Below are 18,522 nucleotides of genomic sequence, written 5' to 3'. Positions count from 1 at the left end.
TTATGAAACTGCACCGTTTTTTGCCGATCCTTCTCCTGGTCGTATTGAGTACAGCACCTTTATCGGCAAAAAAGACCTTCAACTACTCACAGGTACACCGTATGCCTCAGAGTATAGAGAAGGACTACTATATCTGGCGCTTCCTCAAACAGCCCGATACCACTGCATCACAGGCACGGGCTATTATTCAGGAGGTAAGCCACCTGAATAAAAAACTGAAAGAGGCATATCGTAAAAAAACCGGTTCCTACCCAAAGGTCAAACCAAAAGGAGCGCTCTATCGTGTTGATGATCCCGAAAAATGGAAGAACCGAGCACAGGGAAATTATGCCTTTAGAAAAGCGATCTCACTTGTCCAGCGTAAACAGCTCAAACGTGCAGCAGAGTTCTTCAACTCAGCCTACCGGATATATACGGAACGCTGGGAAAAAGACAAAGCACTCTTCTGGCTCTACCTGGTGACCAAAGACAAAAATTATCTCGATACGCTCAAACAGAGCTACCATATCAATATGTATACACTTCTTGCCGCTGACCTGACAAAAAGCAAATACCCCAGAACGATCATTACCCCTAATATCACAAAAAACAGTATATGGGGGATTGATGCGGAAGACCCTATTGACTGGGCAAAGATGAAACAGAAGCTTTTCACACCGGGAACCGATCTTGAGGACCTTGCCCAGGAGTGTGCATCCAAAGAGACCATTGGTATGCATACCTATATCAAAGCACGTGCCTGCAACTTTACAAAATCCTATTTTCCTATGCCCTACCGGGATATCATGGAGCGCTACTCTATAGAGCGACAGGCACTCATCTATGCCATCGCCAGACAGGAGAGCCGTTTTGTACCGGCATCGGTCTCCCGCTCTTTTGCATTGGGGATGATGCAGTTCATGCCTTTTCTGATCGACCATGTTTCAAAAGAAAAAGGTGAGCGTATCGACTATGATGATATCTTCGATCCCTATAAAGCGATCGAATATGCAGACTATCATCTCGATTATCTGACAACATACCTTTACCATCCACTCTTTATAGCCTATGCCTATAATGGCGGTATCGGTTTTACCAGACGGCTGCTACGAAAAAGGGGGAACTTCAGACCTGGACCGTTTGAACCCTATCTGAGTATGGAGAAGATGACCAATGTTGAGGCAAGGGAGTATGGGAAACGTGTACTTACCAATTATGTGGTCTATATGAACAAGCTGGGAAAACCGACACGTCTGCTGCCGTTCATCAAGACATTGACAGACCCCTATCAGACAGACCGGTTTAGAAAATAATACTTCTACTTACCTCTAAAATGCCTTTTTCGTAAAAGTATATTTGGCCTTTTTGGCAAAGTTCAGCCTGCCTTTACCGTACTTTTCACTTTCAAAAAGAAGGTCAAATCTCTCCTCTTCTACATAAGGGAACGTGACAAGAAAAAAGCGGTTCCATTCTGTGACAAATGAAATCTCCTTCAGGTGTCTGTCTCCCTGTTTTAGGGGAGTGATACTTTTGGGTTCCCTGCCGTTGAGCGTCAGATTGAAATCAAATGCTCTGCTTGCTTCTGTTTCATCATCTACGTAGAGCCCTACGACAAAACGTTCATCCTCTCTCGCATCCTCTTTCGCAGGTGACGTATTCAGGTAGGTTGCCGTCAGCATTACTTTGGTGAGATCTCCCTCATAAAGTTGTACTTTTTCCGTTTTAAGAAGTTTTTTATGATAATGTTTCTTTTTTTCATAACGCTGCAGAAGCACTCTCTCTTCGTTCGTTGTACTGCATCCGGCAAGAAGAGCAGCAAGAATAACACTCCATAAGACAATACGCATTTGCTCTCCTTCAGTTCGTTATGATTTTAACATAGTTTCAATAAAGATTGATGTATAATCCCACTAATGAACATATAAGGACAAAAGACGTGAAGACAAGAGTAGCCGTTGCATTTACCGGTCCGTCAGGAAGCGGAAAGACAACACTGGTTGAGAAAGTTGCAAAAGCCCTGATCGTTACAAAAAAAGTTGCGATCATCAAAAATGACCCGAAAGACAAAGCTGCCTTCGATGTTGAAGGCAAGGACAGTCATAGATTTTTCCAGACCGGTGCAGAAGTTGTTGTAACATCACCTACAAGGACCACTTATTTCTCACACAGGGAAAAACGCCTTGATGAGATAGTCTCAATGGTAAATGATTTTGATATTTTGCTCGTCGAAGGACTGAAAACACTGCCGCTTCCCCGTATCGCCATTTTCAGGAACAAGATTGATGAAAGCTATTTTGAATGTTCCGAAGCAATCGCAATTGATGACAGTATTGATCTTTCAGAGTATACACTCCCCGGGCATATTGACATACTCGATCTGAATGACCTGGATGCCATACTGGATTGGATCAGCCGCCATGCAAAAGTCATATAAAGGAAAAGAATGTTAACAATATTTGAAACGATCGAACAGTGCGCGTTCAAAATAGACCATGCCATCAAAACAGAAGACCTGGGCTACAGCGATACCGAGAACTCTTCAGGTGAAGACCAGCTTAAGCTTGATGTTAAAAGTGACTATATTATCGAAGAAGCATTTAAAAATGTCTCTTTGGTAAAATCACTTGTCAGTGAAGAGAAAGAGGGAGAACTTCTGCTGCATGATGACGGCAAATATACGATCTGCTACGATCCGCTTGACGGCTCCTCTCTTGCAGATGTCAACCTTTCAGTAGGTTCAATATTCGGTATCTATGAGGGAGAGCTGAAAGCCGAGAACCTTGTGGCATCGGCTTATGTCGTCTATGGACCGCGAATCGAACTGATGAGAGCTGTTAAAGGAGAAAGACCTAAACACTACCGTGCACAGAACGGTTTTTTCAACCTTGTCAGCAATGAGGTCGAACTCAGTGAAAAAGGCAAGCTCAATGCTCCAGGCGGGACACAGCAGAACTGGTGTGACTATCATAAAACCTTTGTAGACGATCTTTTTGCAGAAGGGTACAGACTGCGCTATTCCGGAGGAATGGTACCGGACCTGCATCAGATACTTCTTAAAGGAGGCGGTATTTTCTCATACCCAGGTACTTCAGACAAACCTCACGGCAAACTCAGACAACTCTTTGAAGTAATCCCTTTTGCATTCATGTACGAACAGGCTGGAGGACAGGCAGTCGACCATAAAGGCAGACGTCTGATGGAACTTGTTCCGGAGCATCCTCATGATACCAGTCCATGTTTCTTTGGTTCCAACTATGAGATCGAAAAGCTCAAAGAGGCATACGGAGTTGGCAAATAATGGCTGAAGCGATACTCGATGAGTGGCAGATCGCTCTGCTGCAGAAGAAGAGTGAACTTGAAGCCTGCCAAAAAGAGAAACATCTGCAAAGCTGCATGAAGTGCGAAAAGCTTTTAGTCTGTGAAGTGCGTGAAGCCTATGTCAAAGCAGTATATGACAGTATGAACAAGGGAACCGGCGGGGGATTCGAGTTTTAGCCTCTTATCGGATTTTTTCCACATAGAATGGTTTATAGTATACCTTCACCCTGTCTGGAGATATCAGGATGCATTCGCGTATACAGTCCCATTTTATAAAGCCTTTTTGCGTGCGGTTTGCCGTATAACCGCTGCGTTCCAACTCTACCTCCTGCACCGTGTCAGCCAACGTACGTATAACAGAAGCGGTAATATAGAAACTCTGTTTGTAATCACTTACCTTATAGTATTCGCCACCTTTGTAACGGTAGACCTTTTTATCTGAAAGGTAACGTTTTATCGCCTCCTTTGACTTCTGTTCTTTCCGTCTTTTTTCATTGAGTTCCTGCATAATGCGCTGTTTCTCTTCTGCACTGAAGACTTTTTTTTCTTTAAACTTTGTTTCGGGACCGAACATCATGCTCTCCTGTTAATATTTAAAAGTATTAAGGAGCGTGCAGCCTACTTTTTATGAGCTGAAGCTTCTCTTTTCTGTTCATCTTTTTCTTGATCGCGTACTCTCGTTTTAACGCACTGCTTCTATCGGGAAGTGCCTCACTGTAAACCAGCATTACCGGTCGTCTGACACGGGTATACTTTGCTCCTTTTTCAGAGTTGTTATGTTCTTCAAGGCGGCGTTCCACATCGGTTGCAATACCGGTATAGAGTGTCTCATCCGCACATTGTACGATATATACATAATACATACTGTAAGTTTACCAACTATACAGCACTTTTTGGCTAAAATATCTTTTATTTACCGTCTGTTGGTAATTTTTACTAAATAAACTCATTTGTTTAAGGAACCTTATCTATGTCATCTTGCCATAAAGCCTATATTACTACCCCTATTTACTATGTGAACGATATTGCTCATATCGGCCACGCCTATACGACTATTATTGCCGATACATTGGCACGATACTCACGTATGACAGGTCTTGAGACCTTTTTCCTTACCGGAACGGATGAACACGGTCAGAAGATCGAAGAGTCTGCCAAAGCCAGGGGGAAAAGCGCCCAGGAGTATGCAGATGAGATCTCCGCAACGTTCAGGAATCTCTGGGATGATTTCGGTATCAGCTACGACAAGTTCATCAGAACAACCGATGCAGACCATATGAAAGGGGTACAGAAAGCTTTCAAAGTCATGTATGACAACGGTGACATCTATAAAGATGTCTATAAAGGGCACTACTGTATCTCCTGTGAAACTTTCTTCCCGGAGATCCAGCTTGTCGACGGTGAGTTTTGTCCTGAGTGCGGAAAGCCTACTACCGTTGTAGAAGAGGAGAGCTACTTTTTCAGGCTCTCTGCCTACGAAGAGAAGCTGCTCAAGTGGTATGAGGAGAATCCTGAGTGCATCCTGCCCAAGAGTAAAAGAAATGAAGTGATCCGTTTTGTAGAGGGGGGACTTGAAGACCTCTCCATCACCCGTACCAGTTTTGACTGGGGGGTAAAGCTTCCTGAAGAACTGAACGATCCCAAGCACGTGATGTATGTCTGGCTTGATGCATTGATGAACTATGTTACTGCCCTCGGATACGGTACAGATGAAGCCAAAATGGATTTCTGGCCTGCGCGAATACAGCTGATCGGAAAAGATATCCTGCGTTTCCATGCCATCTACTGGCCTGCATTTTTGATGAGCCTTGGTCTCGAAATGCCCAAGCACATCGCTGCACATGGATGGTGGACGCGTGACGGAGAGAAGATGAGTAAGTCCAAAGGCAATGTGATCAACCCCAAAGAGGTAGCCGATGCGTACGGGCTGGACAACTTCCGATACTTTATGCTGAGAGAGGTGCCATTCGGCGGTGACGGCGACTTCTCACAAAAAGCGCTTATTGACCGTATCAATTCCGATCTTGGCAATGATCTTGGAAATCTTCTCAATCGACTTATTGGTATGAGCGGAAAATATTTTGAAGGCAAAGTAGACTCTGGCAATGTTTCCAAATACTATCAGGCTGAGCTTGATGAAGTAGAAGCTTCACTCGAAAAACTCGAGCCTCTTCTTTTCGAAATGCAAATACACCGCTACCTCGAAGAGCTTTGGAGACCACTGACCGTTGCCAACAAAGCCATTGACAAATATCAGCCCTGGACACTGATGAAAGAGGGACGGGAGGAAGAAGCCATGGCATTGAATGGACTTATTGCCGCGATTTTGGCGAAAGTATCCGTCATGCTCTCTCCTGTTATGCCCGAGATCTGCTCAAAGATCGCTTCAGCACTTCATTTTACCATAGACAATGCAAGCTGGAATCACCTCTGTAAAGCCAAAGGAGTACTGGAAACATTCACAATTGAAAAAATACCACCTTTGTTCCCCCGTATAGAAGAGCCTCTTTTGGTACAGGCCACCCCCGAAGATGTGCCTGCAAAGTCTAAAAAAGAGACTAAGAAAGCAGAGAAGCAGGAAACGAAGAAGGAAAAGCAAAAAGAGGAAGGGGTTGCGCTTATTGGTATCGACCAGTTCTTTCAGACATCTTTAAAAGTCGGCACGGTGATAAAAGCGGAAGAGGTGCCAAAGAGTAAAAAACTGCTTCTTCTTCAGGTTGATCTTGGAGAAGAAGCACCTCGACAGATCGTTGCGGGCATCAAAGAGTGGTATTCTGCAGAAGAGATGCTCAATACCCAGGTCTGTGTCGTTGCCAATCTTAAACCGGCCAAACTGATGGGATACAAGAGTGAAGGTATGCTCCTTGCAGCCAAAGATGAGGACGGTCTATGCATGATCCGTCCTGAAAAACCGAAAAAACCGGGTACACCTATAGGATAATAATGAAGATCGAAGATATCATAAACCTCACAGAAGGTGTGTTGACCAATACACCAAAAGTACATGCCATAGAAGCAGCTACCGTATACCCTTCCAAAGTAGACCAGGGCGACCTCTTCTTCTCTTCAAACCAGGAAGAGATAGACAAAGCCATCGAGAACGGTGCCTATGCTATTGTCTATGACAATAATGAGATCATTAAAAAAGATGATGAGATCGCATGGATCAAGGTCTCTGATATTCAACTGGCTGCCTTCAAACTTATCCGTTATGTCATTATCAAAAAAGAGGCAAAGTTCTTTTACCTGCTTGAACATGAGATGAGTTTTCTGAAAATGATCCTTACCCACAAGGGAAATATTGCTTTCATCCCTGATGACTGGCGCAAAGCGTTCGAACAGATACTCAACTCTGACAATGCTCTTTTTGTCGGAACGAACAAAGATCTGATGCAGCTTATCAAACCGGATGTACCAAGGCTTAACAGAGAAGTAGAAGGCTACCCTATCTCCGACACCCTCTTTAGAACAACCTTTAAAGTCGGAGGATATGTCTACCAGGAAAAAGAGATGGCACCTTTCCACCTGGAGTATCTGCTCCGTGTGGTGAACTTCTGTAACAATGAGGAACTCCCCTACTCAGTCGACCGTGTCAAGTACACCAGACACTTCATCCCCGTACACATCGACGGGAATCTGAACCATACCAAGTCCAGTAAAAGCGACAAGGTAGCCATCTTCACAGACAATCTTCCTGATATCGAGAAGGCCAGAGAGTATGTCAAACGCAGCAACATGTGGGTAAAAAGTATCGTTTTGACCCCGCCAAAGACAAAAGTACCGGGAATCGACCATCCGCACTGGTTTGAAACAGAAGAAGAGGTACGGGATATTCTTAAGAGTATGCACTTCAACTATGCTTTCATCTACAATGCTGACAAGAGCATTCTCAATACGATCAAGGAAGAGTACAGCCTCTTTTGAGCCAAACTTCTCTAAAACGGTGGATAAATCCACCCTTCTTCGATATAATATAACCGACTATCTTAACCCGTAAAATGTATAATCCGGAATTATTTCTCAGAAGGATACTCATGTCGCACGACCATGCGCATCAACACCAGACTGAAATCATGAACTATAACCGTGCCTTTTCCTTTGGCATTGCACTGAATATCATCTTTGTCATTCTTGAGATCAGTTTCGGATTTTATGCCGATTCCCTGGCACTCATCGCTGATGCAGGACATAACCTGAGCGATGTGTTTACTCTGCTGCTTGCCTGGGGTGCCTACTACCTTTCCCAAAAAACTGCGACACAAACCAGAACCTACGGATTGAAAAAGGTAACCATACTTGCTTCATTAATCAGTACAATGCTTCTTATCAGTGCTCTGGGAGCCATATTTTTTGAAGCAATAGACCGGCTGAAAAATCCTGAAAGTGTTGACGGTCTTATTATCATTATTGTAGCCGGTATCGGTGTTTTTATCAATGCAGCTACAGCATATCTTTTTCTTCAGGGGCAAAAGGAAGATCTCAATATCAAGGCCGCGTATATGCATATGGTGGCCGATACAGCGGTCTCTGCAGGTGTGGTTATTGCCGGACTTCTCATTATCTTCACCGGATGGCTCTGGATCGATCCTCTGCTGAGTATGATACTTGTGGTTCTCATCTTTGTCGGTACCTGGAGCTTGCTGAAAGATTCTGTTAATCTCTCCATCGATGCAGTACCCCAGAATATTGATACGGAAGAGGTCAAAGCCTATCTGCTCTCTTTGGAGAACATCATATCCATACATGATCTGCATATCTGGCCGCTTAGTACTACACAGACGGCAATGTCTGCACACCTGATCACCGAAAGCATAACAATAAACAACGCACAGCTCAATGAGATCCATAAAGTGTTAAAAGAACGGTTTGCCATACAGCACGCAACCATCCAGATGGAGTACAATGCAGAAGGACATCACTGCATGGTGGCAGATGAAGTATAAACCCGGAATATGCGTTGAGCTGTCCCCTGTTTTGTGCTCTATGATATAATATGAGAGTTAAATCATCTCTAAAAAACAAGACAGTACATCAATGAAAAAAAACCTTGGACTTAAAGAACTTGTAGCCATTGCAGTCGGCGGAATGGTCGGTGGAGGGATATTTACTATTTTGGGTATCTCTGTATCAATTGTGGGATTTTTGGCACCCTTTGCTATTGCACTGGGTGGTCTTATCGCTTTTTTTGCAGCCTACTCTTATGTAAAGCTGGGTACCTACTACCAAGATGAAGGGGCTACATATGCCTTTTTTAAACGGACCTATCCAAATTCTCACATAGCTGCTTCCTTTATAGGATGGTACACTGTCTTTGGCTATATCAGTACACTGGCACTTTATGCCTATACCTTCTCTTCCTACAGTATCAGCGGATTCGAGTTTGCCAACAGTGAACTTGTCCGAAAAAGTGTGGCTGTAGGTATTATCTGGGTATTTGCCTGGGTCAATCTCTGGAGTGTCCGGGGAATGGGAAAAATTGAAGATCTGCTGGTCTATACCAAGCTGATTATCCTTCTGCTCATCTCTGTCTCCCTTATCTACTTTGGGAAGACCGATCTGCACACATTTTCTCAAACTCTTCTTAACGATATAGATCGCAGCAGTATAGGCAGTATTCTGATTGTTGCTTCCATCACTTTTGTTGCATATGAGGGATTTCAGCTTGTTATCAATGCTGTGAATGATATGGAGGATCCCCAGACCAATATACCCAAAGCGATCTATACGGCTGTCGTCCTTGTAGCACTTATCTACTTTATTATCGCTATAGGAGCTGTACTGGCTATACCCGCTGAAGATCTTATTCGAAACAAAGAGTATGCTTTGGCATCGGGTGCTCAGGAGATCATGGGGCATTGGGGGCGGGACCTGGTGATCTTCGGAGCCATTCTTGCAACCAGTTCTGCTATCAGCGGTACGATGTTCGGTTCATCCCGGCAGATGGCACGTATTGCCGATGACGGCTACCTTCCTCATCGGCTTGCCAACCGTAAGCTCACTATTCCTGACAATGCGATCATCACCATGGCAATGACTGCAACGGTGCTTATTATTATTGGGGGGTTACGGCTTATTCTGGAGTTTGGAAGTATTACTTTCCTGCTGGTATCTCTGCTCATGGCGATAGCAAACTTCAAAATACGAAAAGCCACACACTCCTCAACACTGTTTACGCTCACAGCCATCACAGGCTTGACGGTCGGTACAGTACTGATACTCTATTATGAGTACATAACAAAACCTGAACAGCTGTTTTTCATCATGGGGATCTATGCTCTATTGAGTCTTGGTGCCTGGGCTTATGCCAGACTGCGCTCGTGAATCTAGTTTCCGGAAACGGGGATACCACCCTCATAAGTCGTATTATTAATAAGATTCCCCTCTCTTCTCCAGTACTTTGAAATACCGCTGCGATGACCGTTTTTAAATTCAACTTTATGCAGCATCTGACCGTTCTTGTACCAGACTTTCTCTACACCGTCAAGAAGACCGTTCCTGTAGGTCTGCTCTATCTTTTTTTGTCCGTTACTGTACCAGGCTTCATGAAGTCCATGCAGTTTATCATCTTTGTAGTGCATTCTTTCTCTAAATGTTCCATCTTCGGCATAGACAGCGAATAACCCCTCTTTTTTACCGTTTTTATAATGTTCTACACTCTTTTTTACACCATTTTTATACCAGGAGATATTCTCTCCATCGTACTTCCCGTTTTTGAAGTGATAACGGAGCATTCTCTCACCGCTTTTGTACCACAACACTACAGAACCGTCCCTTTTGCCTTCATGAAAGTAGATCTCGCTCTTCTTCTGTCCGTTACTGTACCACTTCTCTTCCAAGCCCTCTTTTTTTCCTTTCCTGTAAAGCGTTCTGGATTTTTTCTTCCCGCTCCTGTGCCACTGTGTCCGTATCCCCTCCTCTATACCGTTCACATAGTTTCTTTCTTCTTTGAGTGTTCCGTTTTTATAGAAGCTGCGCACTTTCCCGGTATAGGGAATGGTCGGATTTTTTTGCTCATATACAATATGCTTTGCATCAAGTACAACCTCACCGGAAGAGAGAACTTTCAGATTTGGAAGCGGTTTGGCAAAGAGTATACCTGCACAGACCAATATTATCACTTTTCCAAACTTTGCCATGCCTTGCAATGAATATGACACAATAACCTCCTGCTTATTCGAAATAGAAAGATTTTACTCCCGCACTACTTTAAATGAGCTGTTGATTAACAAAAAAGTGTTATCATTTACCCAAGTACATCTTAAAGGATAAACATGACTCCCCAAGCACAGGAAATCGAAAAACAGAAAGATGAGATAAAAGCCGAAATTGTTACTGTTTTCAAAGCCAATATGAAGATCTTTGACTGGGATATCCCCGAAAACGACGACAGAAAATCAGCCGAACTGATCATTGATGCGATGCAAGAGGCCATCGATGAGATCAAAACAGACATCAATGCCGGAAAATACGACAACTATTAAGGAAAAAAATGAGTAAAAGCAATCTTAAGCACCTTGAAACGATCAGAGAGAACCTGGACAAGACCAATGCCTTGAGTGAAGAGGAGAAGAGTGATTCTTTCAAACGTATTGAAGAGTGGTATGCTGAAGACAAGGCATGGGGAACCCTTATTGAAAAGCTCAGTGAGGTCTCTCCCAATGTCAAGGCATTCCTTGCCGAACTTGGGTTGATTTAAACCAAAGTCATCGGGCCGATACCCAGAAAACCCTTCAATTCGTTTTCTCTTCCGGCTCAGATACAGAAGTTTCGTTATTCCCCTCTTTTTGTGCTGCCGATTTTTCCGGTGACTTGTGGGTTTTTGTCGCATTTTGGCGTATGATATGGAAATAGAGATTTGAGAGATACTCCACCAGAACCACACTGATCCCTGTTGCGATCACAACATTGTAATCGAATGTCGTCTCCATAGCAAGTATCACAGCTGTCAGCGGAAGTTTCATCAGCACACCCATAAAGACAGCCGCACCGATCGCTGCAAAATAAAAAGGTTCAACCGGAAAATGGACCACACTGAAGGCTTCGGCAAATCCGTATCCTATCAGCGCACCAATGCTCATCAGGGGAAGGAATATCCCGCCTACAGCATTGGAATAGATGGCAACTGTCGTACCGATGATGCGTAACACAATAATACCCAAAATAAAATAGAGCGGTATCTTGCTCTCAATATTCATCAGATGCGTTACAACCGCTTTCCCTGAAAAGGCTGCATGCGGTTCGATCAGCAATACTGTTCCAACCACACTTCCCCCGATCAATGCAAAGATATAGTTTCGGTATCTGCTGAATTTTTTGAAGATCTCAAGGTCTATGAAATGCAAAAGACGCTGTTTCAGGAAAAGGTAGAAGTAGACAAATGCTGTAATGAACGGGATAAAAAGAAGATTGGCATAAATATAGTTCAACTCCAGATCCCGTCCCGTTGAATGTTTGAAGATGATTGGTTCCAGATAGTTGATACTGATCGCAAAGGCGATGACTGAGGCAAGAATAAGATAGGTGACATACTGTTTGATAAACTGGTAAGCGATATTTTCGATGGCAAATGCTATACCCGTAAGCGGTGAGACGAAGATCGCTGCGATCCCGCTGCTCGCACCGACACTGATCATCATCTTGATCAGCATCTGAGGCAGTTTGAAGAGTTTATGGATCTGGTAGGCGATCATCGCACCGATCCCTGCACTGGGTCCCTCCGTCCCTACAGCAAAACCGGTTGAGAGCGAAAGTGCCGAAGCAATGATTTTTAAAAAGAGTGTTTTGACCTTCAGTATCATCTCATTGCGAACGATCGAGTCGGCAATATCCGAGACCCCGTACTCTCTGATATGTTTATCCCTGCTGATCAGATAGTTGACCACAAATATGGCAACTGTAGGCAGTGCGTAGAGATACCAGACCGGCAGTGTAGGAATGGTTTTAAAAGGGTCGCCCATGAAGAAGAAACGGGTCAGAAAGGAAATAAGGAGTTCATAGAAGGTTATAAAGAAACCACTGATCAAACCTGTCAATACTGCGGCTGTGATCAGTTTTAATATCATCTTTTCTTTTCCTTATATATTTATGTTCTAGAAAGTTTCTTTACCGCTAGCCCCGAAAGAGGCTTCTGTTTTTATTGCCGTATACTATTTACTGTTCATAAAGAGCATTCCGTGTTTTGAGTGCACCTGCCAGGTCATTAAGAAAACATTTTGTTCCGACAAAACCGACATTTTCATAGACACTTTTCTGTGTCGTATAATCTATGTAGAAAATAGAAGGAAAGAAATTCTCTCTAAATTCACTGGGAAAACGGGCATTTCTGTCAACAATGAGGGTGATAAAATCTTTCTCAAGTATTTTTTTGACTCTTTCGTCACTCAGTGTTTGGTTGACGATCTTATCACACCATCGGCAGTTCTTTTTGACGATCACCATAACCAGCATCTTTTTTTCTTTTTGTGCTTTTGCAATGGCCTCTGCATAGTTGTTCTCTGCACCCAGTTTTTTGGCCGCATCCATAGCATCCGTTGCTATCAGTCCATATGTAAGCATAAGAGAGAGTAAAAATAGTTTCATACCTGACCTTATTTTTTTGTGATCTTTTATTATCTAAAAATATACCTTAAGAGCATCCCTGCTGGAGCGGATCAATTCATCTATTTTCTCTGTTAACTCCATATTCCCGCAATATGGGAAGAAGTTTTGGGTGTACTCTATAACTCTATATTGTATCTTCTCTCTTTGAAGGTATACTTCTTTTACGACTCTGGTTGCCAATACTGGGAGAAATAGAAAAGTATCCCTACACTGCCCGAGAAAACACCTTCGCCAAATCCCTGTACGAGATACTCTGCAATACCTCCCTGTGAAGGATAGACAATGGCTAGTTTGGCCAGCGAATAGCCGCTGAGCAGAAAAGAGAGCCAGACGAGGTTCCCTGCGATCGCACCGGCTTCACCGATGACAATAAAGATACCTGCTCCGACCATTGAGCCTATACCCAGAAAGACAGCCGACCAGAGTCCAAAGGCCTTCTTCTGTTTACCTGACATCAGTCCACTTATCGAACAGTTTCGCACCCATTATCAGTGCAAAACCGTCAAAGAAGAGGCTGAACCCTACCAAAAGACCAATCAGAACGATGGAAGTTTGCGGCCATCCTGTCACAAATATAAGCGCTATTATCAGTGAAAGTATGGCATTGATCACCCAGATACCCCATCCTTTATTGGGGTAAAATGAGGATGCCAGCATAAAACTGCTGAATGCATCCATGAAAAAGTAGATAGAGAAAAGCAGTCCCAAAGTTGCAATACCTCCTGCCGGGAAGATGACCATATAAGTCCCTGCACCGAAGAGAATAAGACTCTTCAGCCATCCCCTCCAGTCCGAAGCATCACTTTTATAGGTAAAATATCCTGTGAGCAAAGCACTTATCAAAAGTATCCATGCTGCAAAAAAGAGTGTTGTCAAAGATGCAGCGACAGGAAAGATCGCCGCAAGAACCCCTATGATCATCAATATGACCCCTACTCTTTTTGCATTCTTCTTAAACATTTCAAGCTGTTCAAACTCTTTTGGATATTTCCACATCCTTGATCCTTTTTTTTAGCTTACACCTAATTATATTCCTGATTTGTTAATCAAATATCAATTGATACTGAGTCATGTTATAGCGGGGGAAAAGGATAACCGCGTATTAGGCACTGTCATATCTCTTTTTGATATAATGTTTTTATCTCATATCCAAAAGGAGAGTTCTTGTTTTTTGCCATAATGAGTTTTACTCTCTCCGGGGCTATCTTTGCAGTAGGTATTTTAACACTGAAGAAGGTGAGTACTCCCAATGAAGTGGTTCTTGCATCTCTGCCGCTGCTCTTTTCCCTGCATCAGTTCACTCAGGGTTTCGTCTGGCTGGGAATGGACCACCTTATCAATCCGAGAGCCCTGCAAATGGCAGAAACACTGTTTGTCTTTTATGCCCAGGGCATACTGCAGTTTCTCGTTCCGTTGGCAGTGTGGCTGCTTGAACCCAGAGGGGTACGTAAAAACCTGATCGCACTTTTAATGTATCTTGGAGCCTTTCTGACAGTATACTCATTATGGGGACTCAATATAAAACCGACCGAGGTAAGTATCGTCAATGGAGTACTCTACTACCGTAACCCTGTAACCGATCAGTTATGGCTGGGAGTTGGCTATGTGTTGACTACCTGCGGAGCTCTTATGCTGAGCCGAAGCATTGCCATTCAGCTTTTTGGCTGGCTGAACTTTATCGGTATCCTGCTTATCTATCTGATCAATCCTTACGGACTGACCTCTGTCTGGTGTCTTTATGCTGCCTCTGTCAGCGGACTGCTCTATGTTTATTTTGTTGAAAGGCGTATTGCATTTTTGCAGATGATACGTACAAAACAGCATGGATTGAGTAAAAAGCTCAAAACAGAACTTGAGAACCTGGAAAAACGTTATCCGGGACTTCGGAAAAAAATACAAAGATTCAATCGTCTCCTGCCGTTTCAGTAAATACGATATAATATAGAAAAAAGGGGTGGGGTAACTCATGCTAAAGTATATAATAGCTGTGCTTATTCTTTTTCTATTATGGTTGACAGAACCTTTGTGACATGCTGCACTTCCGGCTGAGAAGGCTCCCTCTGTACTGGATCCATCCAAAAAAAATGCAGAGAAAATGTATCTGGAGCAAAAGACCTTTATTGAAAAGTTCGGTTCCAAACCCCGTGTCTACCATATGACGGACACACCTTATGTGGTCAGAGAGTATTGGAAAAAACAGTATAAACATCCGGAAGCGATTGAAGAACTTAGATGTACTCCCGTGAAACAGAGTCCAAAAGGGTGGATGACTGTATGTGACTATCGTACGCATGAAGATGGAGAGAGAAATACCTTGAATCAGGATGTCTACTATATCAACAATGACGTCGTTATATTGAAATAGAATATGACAATATGACATATTTTTTGCAAATATGCCAGAATTAAACTATCATACAATATATCATACATGGAGAAAGAAGATGGAAGGAATGATGGAAGTTGACTATACGGTCATGTGCAAGAATGATGTTTCTCTTGAAGTAACACTGTCAAAACTGCTTGAAAATGAAAAAGTGATGCGTGCCATTAAAGCTGAATTTGCAAAAGGATTGCGTAACATCGTACTCAGCAGCAAAGATGACACTGCCGTTTTCCTCAAAACAGAAAAGGAGGTCTACACTTTCAAAGCAAGCAAAAACGATTTTGCAGACCTGCTGGAACTGGCTGAAGAGGATGCACGCAAACACAAACGCCTGAAAAAAGAGTGTGACGGAGTAGAGCTTATCGATATACGAACAGTAGATTAACCTTTTGTACAAGCTTTTGGCTATAATACCCCATGGCTAAAAAGAAGAAAAAATACCTGATCAAACTTAACAATAAAATTCGAAACTACTTTAACGGACTTCCCTTTGATGAGGGAGTCAACACACTTGATGATGACAAACTTATAGAACTTGTAATGCTGCTGGAGCTCAAGCTTCCCTCCTACGAACATGAAGATATGGTACGTGCCCTGCGCCGTGTATGGAGTGAAGAGGGTGCCGGAGTACGTGAACTGATTGTCTCCTATCTGACTCAGACCTACAGAGCAGCACACCATGACAGAACAAAACGTCCTCTGGACAGGGTAGAGAAGATACTCCGGATACTTGAAGGGATCGAGCATACCAAACATGAAGAAAATCTCATTTTGGAAACCTTCATTGATGTCAAAAGTGCCAAGATCACACCTGAAAAGGTTATCAACAAACTTCATTATCTGCGCATGAAAGAGAGACTTGGCAGACTTGAGAAGTCACTGAATATCGTTTTTAATACCCTTAATGAAATGGAGTTCACACACAGTTTTACCTTTGCACTGAAAAAACATGATTTCAATAAACTGCTTTTGTGTACTTCAGACCCCCTGCCGCTGGATGAACTTTGGGAACTGGAAGAGAATGAGATTATTGAAAAACTGCAACAAACCAAAGAAGTGACCATTACCAGGAGACAGGAGGAGATAGAGAGCTTTCTTGAGGCACTTTATGCAAAACCGCATCCTTATCTAAATGAAGAGATGATCACCGGGGCACTCAAAAAAATGTCTCCGGAGGAGGCACTCTATCATGCACCGATACGTTTTGACACTATTGAAAAAATATTAAAGAATATTAGTGAAAAATATCATCTGTTCGAGAGTACGGACCATATCATTGTCGAAAAAGAGAAATTCCATGATCTCTTTGGTACAATGCTCTACTACAGCACCTCCGTCTCATATGAAAAACCGTTCCTTTACAGTCTGATCTGGCGCGGAGAGGAGTCTCCTGTAAAAGAGGATATCAACCGTGTCAACGATGATCTTTTGGCACACTTTAAAGCAGCTGTCAATGATCTGCTTGAAGAGATGAGGCTTATGAGTGAAAAACTTGATCTTGAGGAGAAAGTCCTTGAAGAGTTCATCGTCCGATTCGTTGCACCGCAGGTACAAAGTTCGGGTACACTTAAGTTCAAAGAGAAGAGCAAACGACGTATTCTCTTTCATTTTGGAGAATACATCAAGCCGCTACTTGCCAAACAGAAACGGGAAGAGCTGCTTGCCAAGACCATCCGGGACTTCAAGAACCTCTTCCCCCTTGCACGCGAGCTCAAACGAAAGATCATCTTTCATGTAGGACCTACCAACTCGGGAAAGACCTACCAGGCACTCAAAGTACTCAAAGAAGCAACAACCGGCTACTATCTTGCTCCATTGCGTCTTTTGGCCCTGGAGGGCTACGAAAACCTCAAGGCTGATGGCGTTTCTGTCTCTCTTATTACCGGAGAAGAGGAGATCATCGATGAAGAGTCTACCCATATCTCTTCTACCATCGAGATGATGAACGGCTCGGTCGATGTCGATGTCTGTGTCATCGATGAGATACAGATGATCGCAGACCGTGACCGCGGATGGGCATGGGCGAATGCACTTATCGGTGTACCCGCAAAAAAAGTCATTCTGACAGGTTCAATCGATACCCTGAGTGCAGTGGAAGAGCTCTGCGCCTATCTGGATGAGCCTCTGGAAGTGAAGCATTTTGAGCGTAAGAATCCGCTTGAGATAATGAGATACCCTACCCCATTGAAAAAGATCCAGCCGCAAACTGCGGTTGTCGCCTTTTCAAGACGTGATGTACTCTCCCTCAAACAGCAGCTCTCCGGGAAATACCGCGTTTCCGTTGTTTACGGAAACCTCTCACCGGAAGTACGCCGTGAAGAGGCAAGACGCTTCAGGGAAGGAGAGAGTGAAATACTTGTCGCCACAGATGCCATCGCTATGGGACTGAACCTTCCTATTAGGACGCTGCTCTTTGCAAAAGACAACAAGTTCGATGGTCTCAGACGAAGAGAATTGCACCCGAGTGAAGTACTCCAGATAGCAGGACGTGCAGGACGTTACGGCTTTGAAGAGAAAGGTCATGTGGGTGCGATTGATGAGAATGCACTCAAGACTATCAACAAAGCCTTTCATACGCCTCTTACCGATATTGAACTTCCTGTCTCGGTTATGGCAAGTCTCGAACATGTTATGCTCATTGGAGAAATACTTGAAACGGAGAATATTACGACCATTCTGGGTTTCTTTGCGGAGAACATGGAGTTTGACGGCCCCTTTGTTGCCGCCAATATCGAATCGATGCTTGAGATCGCCGCGATCGTGGATGAGTATGACCTTGACCTTAAGACCCGTTACTATCTCAGCTGCGCACCGGCAAGTATCTCCTCTCCCTACATCGAATCGGTCTTCCACCGCTATATCCGTCAGATCGAAGCAGGCAGCAAAGTACTTTACATCCCTCCGCGTGACCTGCCGGCCTTTGCACAGACAAATGATATGCTGCTCAACGCAGAAGACCGGGTCAGAGAGATCTCACTCTATCTCTGGCTCAGTTTCAAATTTCCTGACCTCTTTGAAGATACCCAAAAAGCTATACAGGCACGTATACGGCTTAATAACTACATAGAGAACTCCCTTCGGCAGGGGCATTTCACCAAAAAATGCAGAAGATGCGGGAAGGTACTTGACTTCTCCTACCGCTACTCTATCTGTGATGCCTGTCACAGCAGCGGTAAACGCGGATCAAACACCTCCTCCCATTATCGCAGCGGATACAGCAGAAAAAGGAGAAAATAGAT

22 protein-coding genes are annotated in these 18,522 nt (G+C 43.6%); 14 read left to right on the top strand and 8 right to left on the bottom strand.

From position 1 onward, the window contains the following. Positions 1–2: 2 nt before the first annotated feature. Positions 3–1,292 carry a lytic transglycosylase domain-containing protein gene (locus IMZ28_RS05455; RefSeq protein WP_197549727.1) on the top strand — a complete coding sequence of 430 codons (1,290 nt, stop codon included), beginning with the start codon at positions 3–5 and terminating at the stop codon, positions 1,290–1,292. Between the two features lie 15 nt (positions 1,293–1,307). Here the strand turns inward: IMZ28_RS05455 and IMZ28_RS05450 are convergent, their stop codons facing one another. Continuing rightward, the gene (locus IMZ28_RS05450; RefSeq protein ID WP_197549726.1) at positions 1,308–1,826 is read right to left on the bottom strand and encodes a hypothetical protein; all 519 of its coding nucleotides are present in this window, start codon (positions 1,824–1,826) and stop codon (positions 1,308–1,310) included. Positions 1,827–1,915: 89 nt separating this feature from the next. On the opposite strand from IMZ28_RS05450, the gene mobB reads away from it, so the two are divergent. Genes mobB through IMZ28_RS05435 form a run of 3 tightly spaced genes read left to right on the top strand, consistent with a single transcriptional unit; the run spans position 1,916 to position 3,474 of the window. Continuing rightward, the gene (gene mobB, locus IMZ28_RS05445; protein WP_197549725.1) at positions 1,916–2,413 is read left to right on the top strand and encodes a molybdopterin-guanine dinucleotide biosynthesis protein B; all 498 of its coding nucleotides are present in this window, start codon (positions 1,916–1,918) and stop codon (positions 2,411–2,413) included. 9 nt (positions 2,414–2,422) lie between these two features. After that, positions 2,423–3,277, top strand: coding sequence for a class 1 fructose-bisphosphatase (locus IMZ28_RS05440; RefSeq protein WP_197549724.1), 855 nt, complete (start codon positions 2,423–2,425; stop codon positions 3,275–3,277). Beyond that, complete coding sequence (locus IMZ28_RS05435) at positions 3,277–3,474, top strand: hypothetical protein (protein ID WP_197549723.1); 198 nt, start codon at positions 3,277–3,279, stop codon at positions 3,472–3,474. Before IMZ28_RS05440 ends, IMZ28_RS05435 begins: the two co-directional genes overlap by 1 nt. 4 nt (positions 3,475–3,478) lie before the next feature. On the opposite strand, the gene IMZ28_RS05430 is transcribed toward IMZ28_RS05435, so the two are convergent. Both IMZ28_RS05430 and IMZ28_RS05425 read right to left on the bottom strand, forming a co-directional pair. Continuing rightward, positions 3,479–3,871, bottom strand: a complete 393-nt coding sequence (locus tag IMZ28_RS05430) for a hypothetical protein (RefSeq protein WP_197549722.1) — start codon at positions 3,869–3,871, stop codon at positions 3,479–3,481. A gap of 28 nt (positions 3,872–3,899) precedes the next feature. After that, positions 3,900–4,160 carry a GIY-YIG nuclease family protein gene (locus IMZ28_RS05425; protein WP_197549721.1) on the bottom strand — a complete coding sequence of 87 codons (261 nt, stop codon included), beginning with the start codon at positions 4,158–4,160 and terminating at the stop codon, positions 3,900–3,902. A 107-nt stretch (positions 4,161–4,267) separates the two neighbouring features. Here IMZ28_RS05425 and metG point away from each other — a divergent pair, with 107 nt between their 5' ends. The 4 genes from metG to IMZ28_RS05405 all read left to right on the top strand — a co-directional run bounded on the left by metG (position 4,268) and on the right by IMZ28_RS05405 (position 9,618). Next, positions 4,268–6,238 (top strand): methionine--tRNA ligase, encoded by a 1,971-nt coding sequence (gene metG / locus IMZ28_RS05420; protein WP_197549720.1) that lies wholly within the window; start codon positions 4,268–4,270, stop codon positions 6,236–6,238. A gap of 2 nt (positions 6,239–6,240) precedes the next feature. Beyond that, a complete protein-coding gene (locus IMZ28_RS05415) occupies positions 6,241–7,221 on the top strand; it encodes a hypothetical protein (RefSeq protein WP_197549719.1) in 981 nt (326 codons plus the stop codon). Between the two features lie 110 nt (positions 7,222–7,331). Beyond that, complete coding sequence (locus tag IMZ28_RS05410) at positions 7,332–8,240, top strand: cation diffusion facilitator family transporter (protein ID WP_197549718.1); 909 nt, start codon at positions 7,332–7,334, stop codon at positions 8,238–8,240. A gap of 91 nt (positions 8,241–8,331) precedes the next feature. Next, positions 8,332–9,618 (top strand): APC family permease, encoded by a 1,287-nt coding sequence (locus IMZ28_RS05405; protein WP_197549717.1) that lies wholly within the window; start codon positions 8,332–8,334, stop codon positions 9,616–9,618. Positions 9,619–9,620: 2 nt separating this feature from the next. On the opposite strand, the gene IMZ28_RS05400 is transcribed toward IMZ28_RS05405, so the two are convergent. Next, the gene (locus tag IMZ28_RS05400) at positions 9,621–10,454 is read right to left on the bottom strand and encodes a toxin-antitoxin system YwqK family antitoxin (RefSeq protein ID WP_197549716.1); all 834 of its coding nucleotides are present in this window, start codon (positions 10,452–10,454) and stop codon (positions 9,621–9,623) included. A 114-nt stretch (positions 10,455–10,568) separates the two neighbouring features. On the opposite strand from IMZ28_RS05400, the gene IMZ28_RS05395 reads away from it, so the two are divergent. Beyond that, complete coding sequence (locus tag IMZ28_RS05395; protein ID WP_197549715.1) at positions 10,569–10,778, top strand: hypothetical protein; 210 nt, start codon at positions 10,569–10,571, stop codon at positions 10,776–10,778. Between the two features lie 8 nt (positions 10,779–10,786). Then, positions 10,787–10,993: a hypothetical protein gene (locus tag IMZ28_RS05390; protein WP_197549714.1), complete on the top strand. Its 207-nt coding sequence runs from the start codon at positions 10,787–10,789 to the stop codon at positions 10,991–10,993. 34 nt (positions 10,994–11,027) lie between these two features. On the opposite strand, the gene IMZ28_RS05385 is transcribed toward IMZ28_RS05390, so the two are convergent. From IMZ28_RS05385 to IMZ28_RS05370, 4 genes are all read right to left on the bottom strand, one after another. Next, positions 11,028–12,359 carry a chloride channel protein gene (locus IMZ28_RS05385; RefSeq protein WP_197549713.1) on the bottom strand — a complete coding sequence of 444 codons (1,332 nt, stop codon included), beginning with the start codon at positions 12,357–12,359 and terminating at the stop codon, positions 11,028–11,030. A gap of 88 nt (positions 12,360–12,447) precedes the next feature. Then, on the bottom strand, positions 12,448–12,876 hold the full coding sequence (locus tag IMZ28_RS05380; RefSeq protein WP_197549712.1) for a DUF255 domain-containing protein: 429 nt from the start codon (positions 12,874–12,876) through the stop codon (positions 12,448–12,450). A 182-nt stretch (positions 12,877–13,058) separates the two neighbouring features. Further along, positions 13,059–13,352, bottom strand: a complete 294-nt coding sequence (locus IMZ28_RS05375; RefSeq protein WP_232087524.1) for a hypothetical protein — start codon at positions 13,350–13,352, stop codon at positions 13,059–13,061. After that, complete coding sequence (locus IMZ28_RS05370) at positions 13,342–13,893, bottom strand: HdeD family acid-resistance protein (protein WP_197549711.1); 552 nt, start codon at positions 13,891–13,893, stop codon at positions 13,342–13,344. Before IMZ28_RS05370 ends, IMZ28_RS05375 begins: the two co-directional genes overlap by 11 nt. Positions 13,894–14,061: 168 nt before the next feature. Between IMZ28_RS05370 and IMZ28_RS05365 the strand changes: the two genes are divergently transcribed. The 4 genes from IMZ28_RS05365 to IMZ28_RS05350 all read left to right on the top strand — a co-directional run bounded on the left by IMZ28_RS05365 (position 14,062) and on the right by IMZ28_RS05350 (position 18,520). After that, positions 14,062–14,826: a DUF6629 family protein gene (locus tag IMZ28_RS05365; RefSeq protein WP_197549710.1), complete on the top strand. Its 765-nt coding sequence runs from the start codon at positions 14,062–14,064 to the stop codon at positions 14,824–14,826. Positions 14,827–14,992: 166 nt separating this feature from the next. Next, positions 14,993–15,262, top strand: coding sequence for a hypothetical protein (locus IMZ28_RS05360; RefSeq protein WP_197549709.1), 270 nt, complete (start codon positions 14,993–14,995; stop codon positions 15,260–15,262). Between the two features lie 79 nt (positions 15,263–15,341). Continuing rightward, positions 15,342–15,668: a hypothetical protein gene (locus tag IMZ28_RS05355; RefSeq protein WP_197549708.1), complete on the top strand. Its 327-nt coding sequence runs from the start codon at positions 15,342–15,344 to the stop codon at positions 15,666–15,668. Positions 15,669–15,700: 32 nt separating this feature from the next. Next, positions 15,701–18,520 carry a helicase-related protein gene (locus IMZ28_RS05350; protein WP_197549707.1) on the top strand — a complete coding sequence of 940 codons (2,820 nt, stop codon included), beginning with the start codon at positions 15,701–15,703 and terminating at the stop codon, positions 18,518–18,520. Positions 18,521–18,522 lie beyond the last annotated feature (2 nt).

The sequence above is a fragment of the Sulfurovum indicum genome, from assembly GCF_014931715.1.
GTDB classification, from domain to species: domain Bacteria; phylum Campylobacterota; class Campylobacteria; order Campylobacterales; family Sulfurovaceae; genus Sulfurovum; species Sulfurovum indicum.
Note: the sequence above shows the minus strand (reverse complement) of the source record. Positions and strands in the feature narration are given on the sequence as shown.

Coding starts and splice junctions, on each gene's coding strand:
- IMZ28_RS05415 (WP_197549719.1), top strand. CDS start 6,241: ATGAAGATCGAAGATATCATAAACCTCACAGAAGGTGTGTTGACCAAT.
- IMZ28_RS05425 (WP_197549721.1), bottom strand. CDS start 4,160: ATGTATTATGTATATATCGTACAATGTGCGGATGAGACACTCTATACC.
- IMZ28_RS05440 (WP_197549724.1), top strand. CDS start 2,423: ATGTTAACAATATTTGAAACGATCGAACAGTGCGCGTTCAAAATAGAC.
- IMZ28_RS05355 (WP_197549708.1), top strand. CDS start 15,342: ATGGAAGGAATGATGGAAGTTGACTATACGGTCATGTGCAAGAATGAT.
- IMZ28_RS05410 (WP_197549718.1), top strand. CDS start 7,332: ATGTCGCACGACCATGCGCATCAACACCAGACTGAAATCATGAACTAT.
- IMZ28_RS05395 (WP_197549715.1), top strand. CDS start 10,569: ATGACTCCCCAAGCACAGGAAATCGAAAAACAGAAAGATGAGATAAAA.
- IMZ28_RS05435 (WP_197549723.1), top strand. CDS start 3,277: ATGGCTGAAGCGATACTCGATGAGTGGCAGATCGCTCTGCTGCAGAAG.
- IMZ28_RS05380 (WP_197549712.1), bottom strand. CDS start 12,876: ATGAAACTATTTTTACTCTCTCTTATGCTTACATATGGACTGATAGCA.
- IMZ28_RS05350 (WP_197549707.1), top strand. CDS start 15,701: ATGGCTAAAAAGAAGAAAAAATACCTGATCAAACTTAACAATAAAATT.
- metG (WP_197549720.1), top strand. CDS start 4,268: ATGTCATCTTGCCATAAAGCCTATATTACTACCCCTATTTACTATGTG.
- IMZ28_RS05430 (WP_197549722.1), bottom strand. CDS start 3,871: ATGTTCGGTCCCGAAACAAAGTTTAAAGAAAAAAAAGTCTTCAGTGCA.
- IMZ28_RS05390 (WP_197549714.1), top strand. CDS start 10,787: ATGAGTAAAAGCAATCTTAAGCACCTTGAAACGATCAGAGAGAACCTG.
- IMZ28_RS05370 (WP_197549711.1), bottom strand. CDS start 13,893: ATGTGGAAATATCCAAAAGAGTTTGAACAGCTTGAAATGTTTAAGAAG.
- IMZ28_RS05360 (WP_197549709.1), top strand. CDS start 14,993: ATGTATCTGGAGCAAAAGACCTTTATTGAAAAGTTCGGTTCCAAACCC.
- IMZ28_RS05375 (WP_232087524.1), bottom strand. CDS start 13,352: ATGTCAGGTAAACAGAAGAAGGCCTTTGGACTCTGGTCGGCTGTCTTT.
- IMZ28_RS05405 (WP_197549717.1), top strand. CDS start 8,332: ATGAAAAAAAACCTTGGACTTAAAGAACTTGTAGCCATTGCAGTCGGC.
- IMZ28_RS05385 (WP_197549713.1), bottom strand. CDS start 12,359: ATGATATTAAAACTGATCACAGCCGCAGTATTGACAGGTTTGATCAGT.
- IMZ28_RS05455 (WP_197549727.1), top strand. CDS start 3: ATGAAACTGCACCGTTTTTTGCCGATCCTTCTCCTGGTCGTATTGAGT.
- IMZ28_RS05450 (WP_197549726.1), bottom strand. CDS start 1,826: ATGCGTATTGTCTTATGGAGTGTTATTCTTGCTGCTCTTCTTGCCGGA.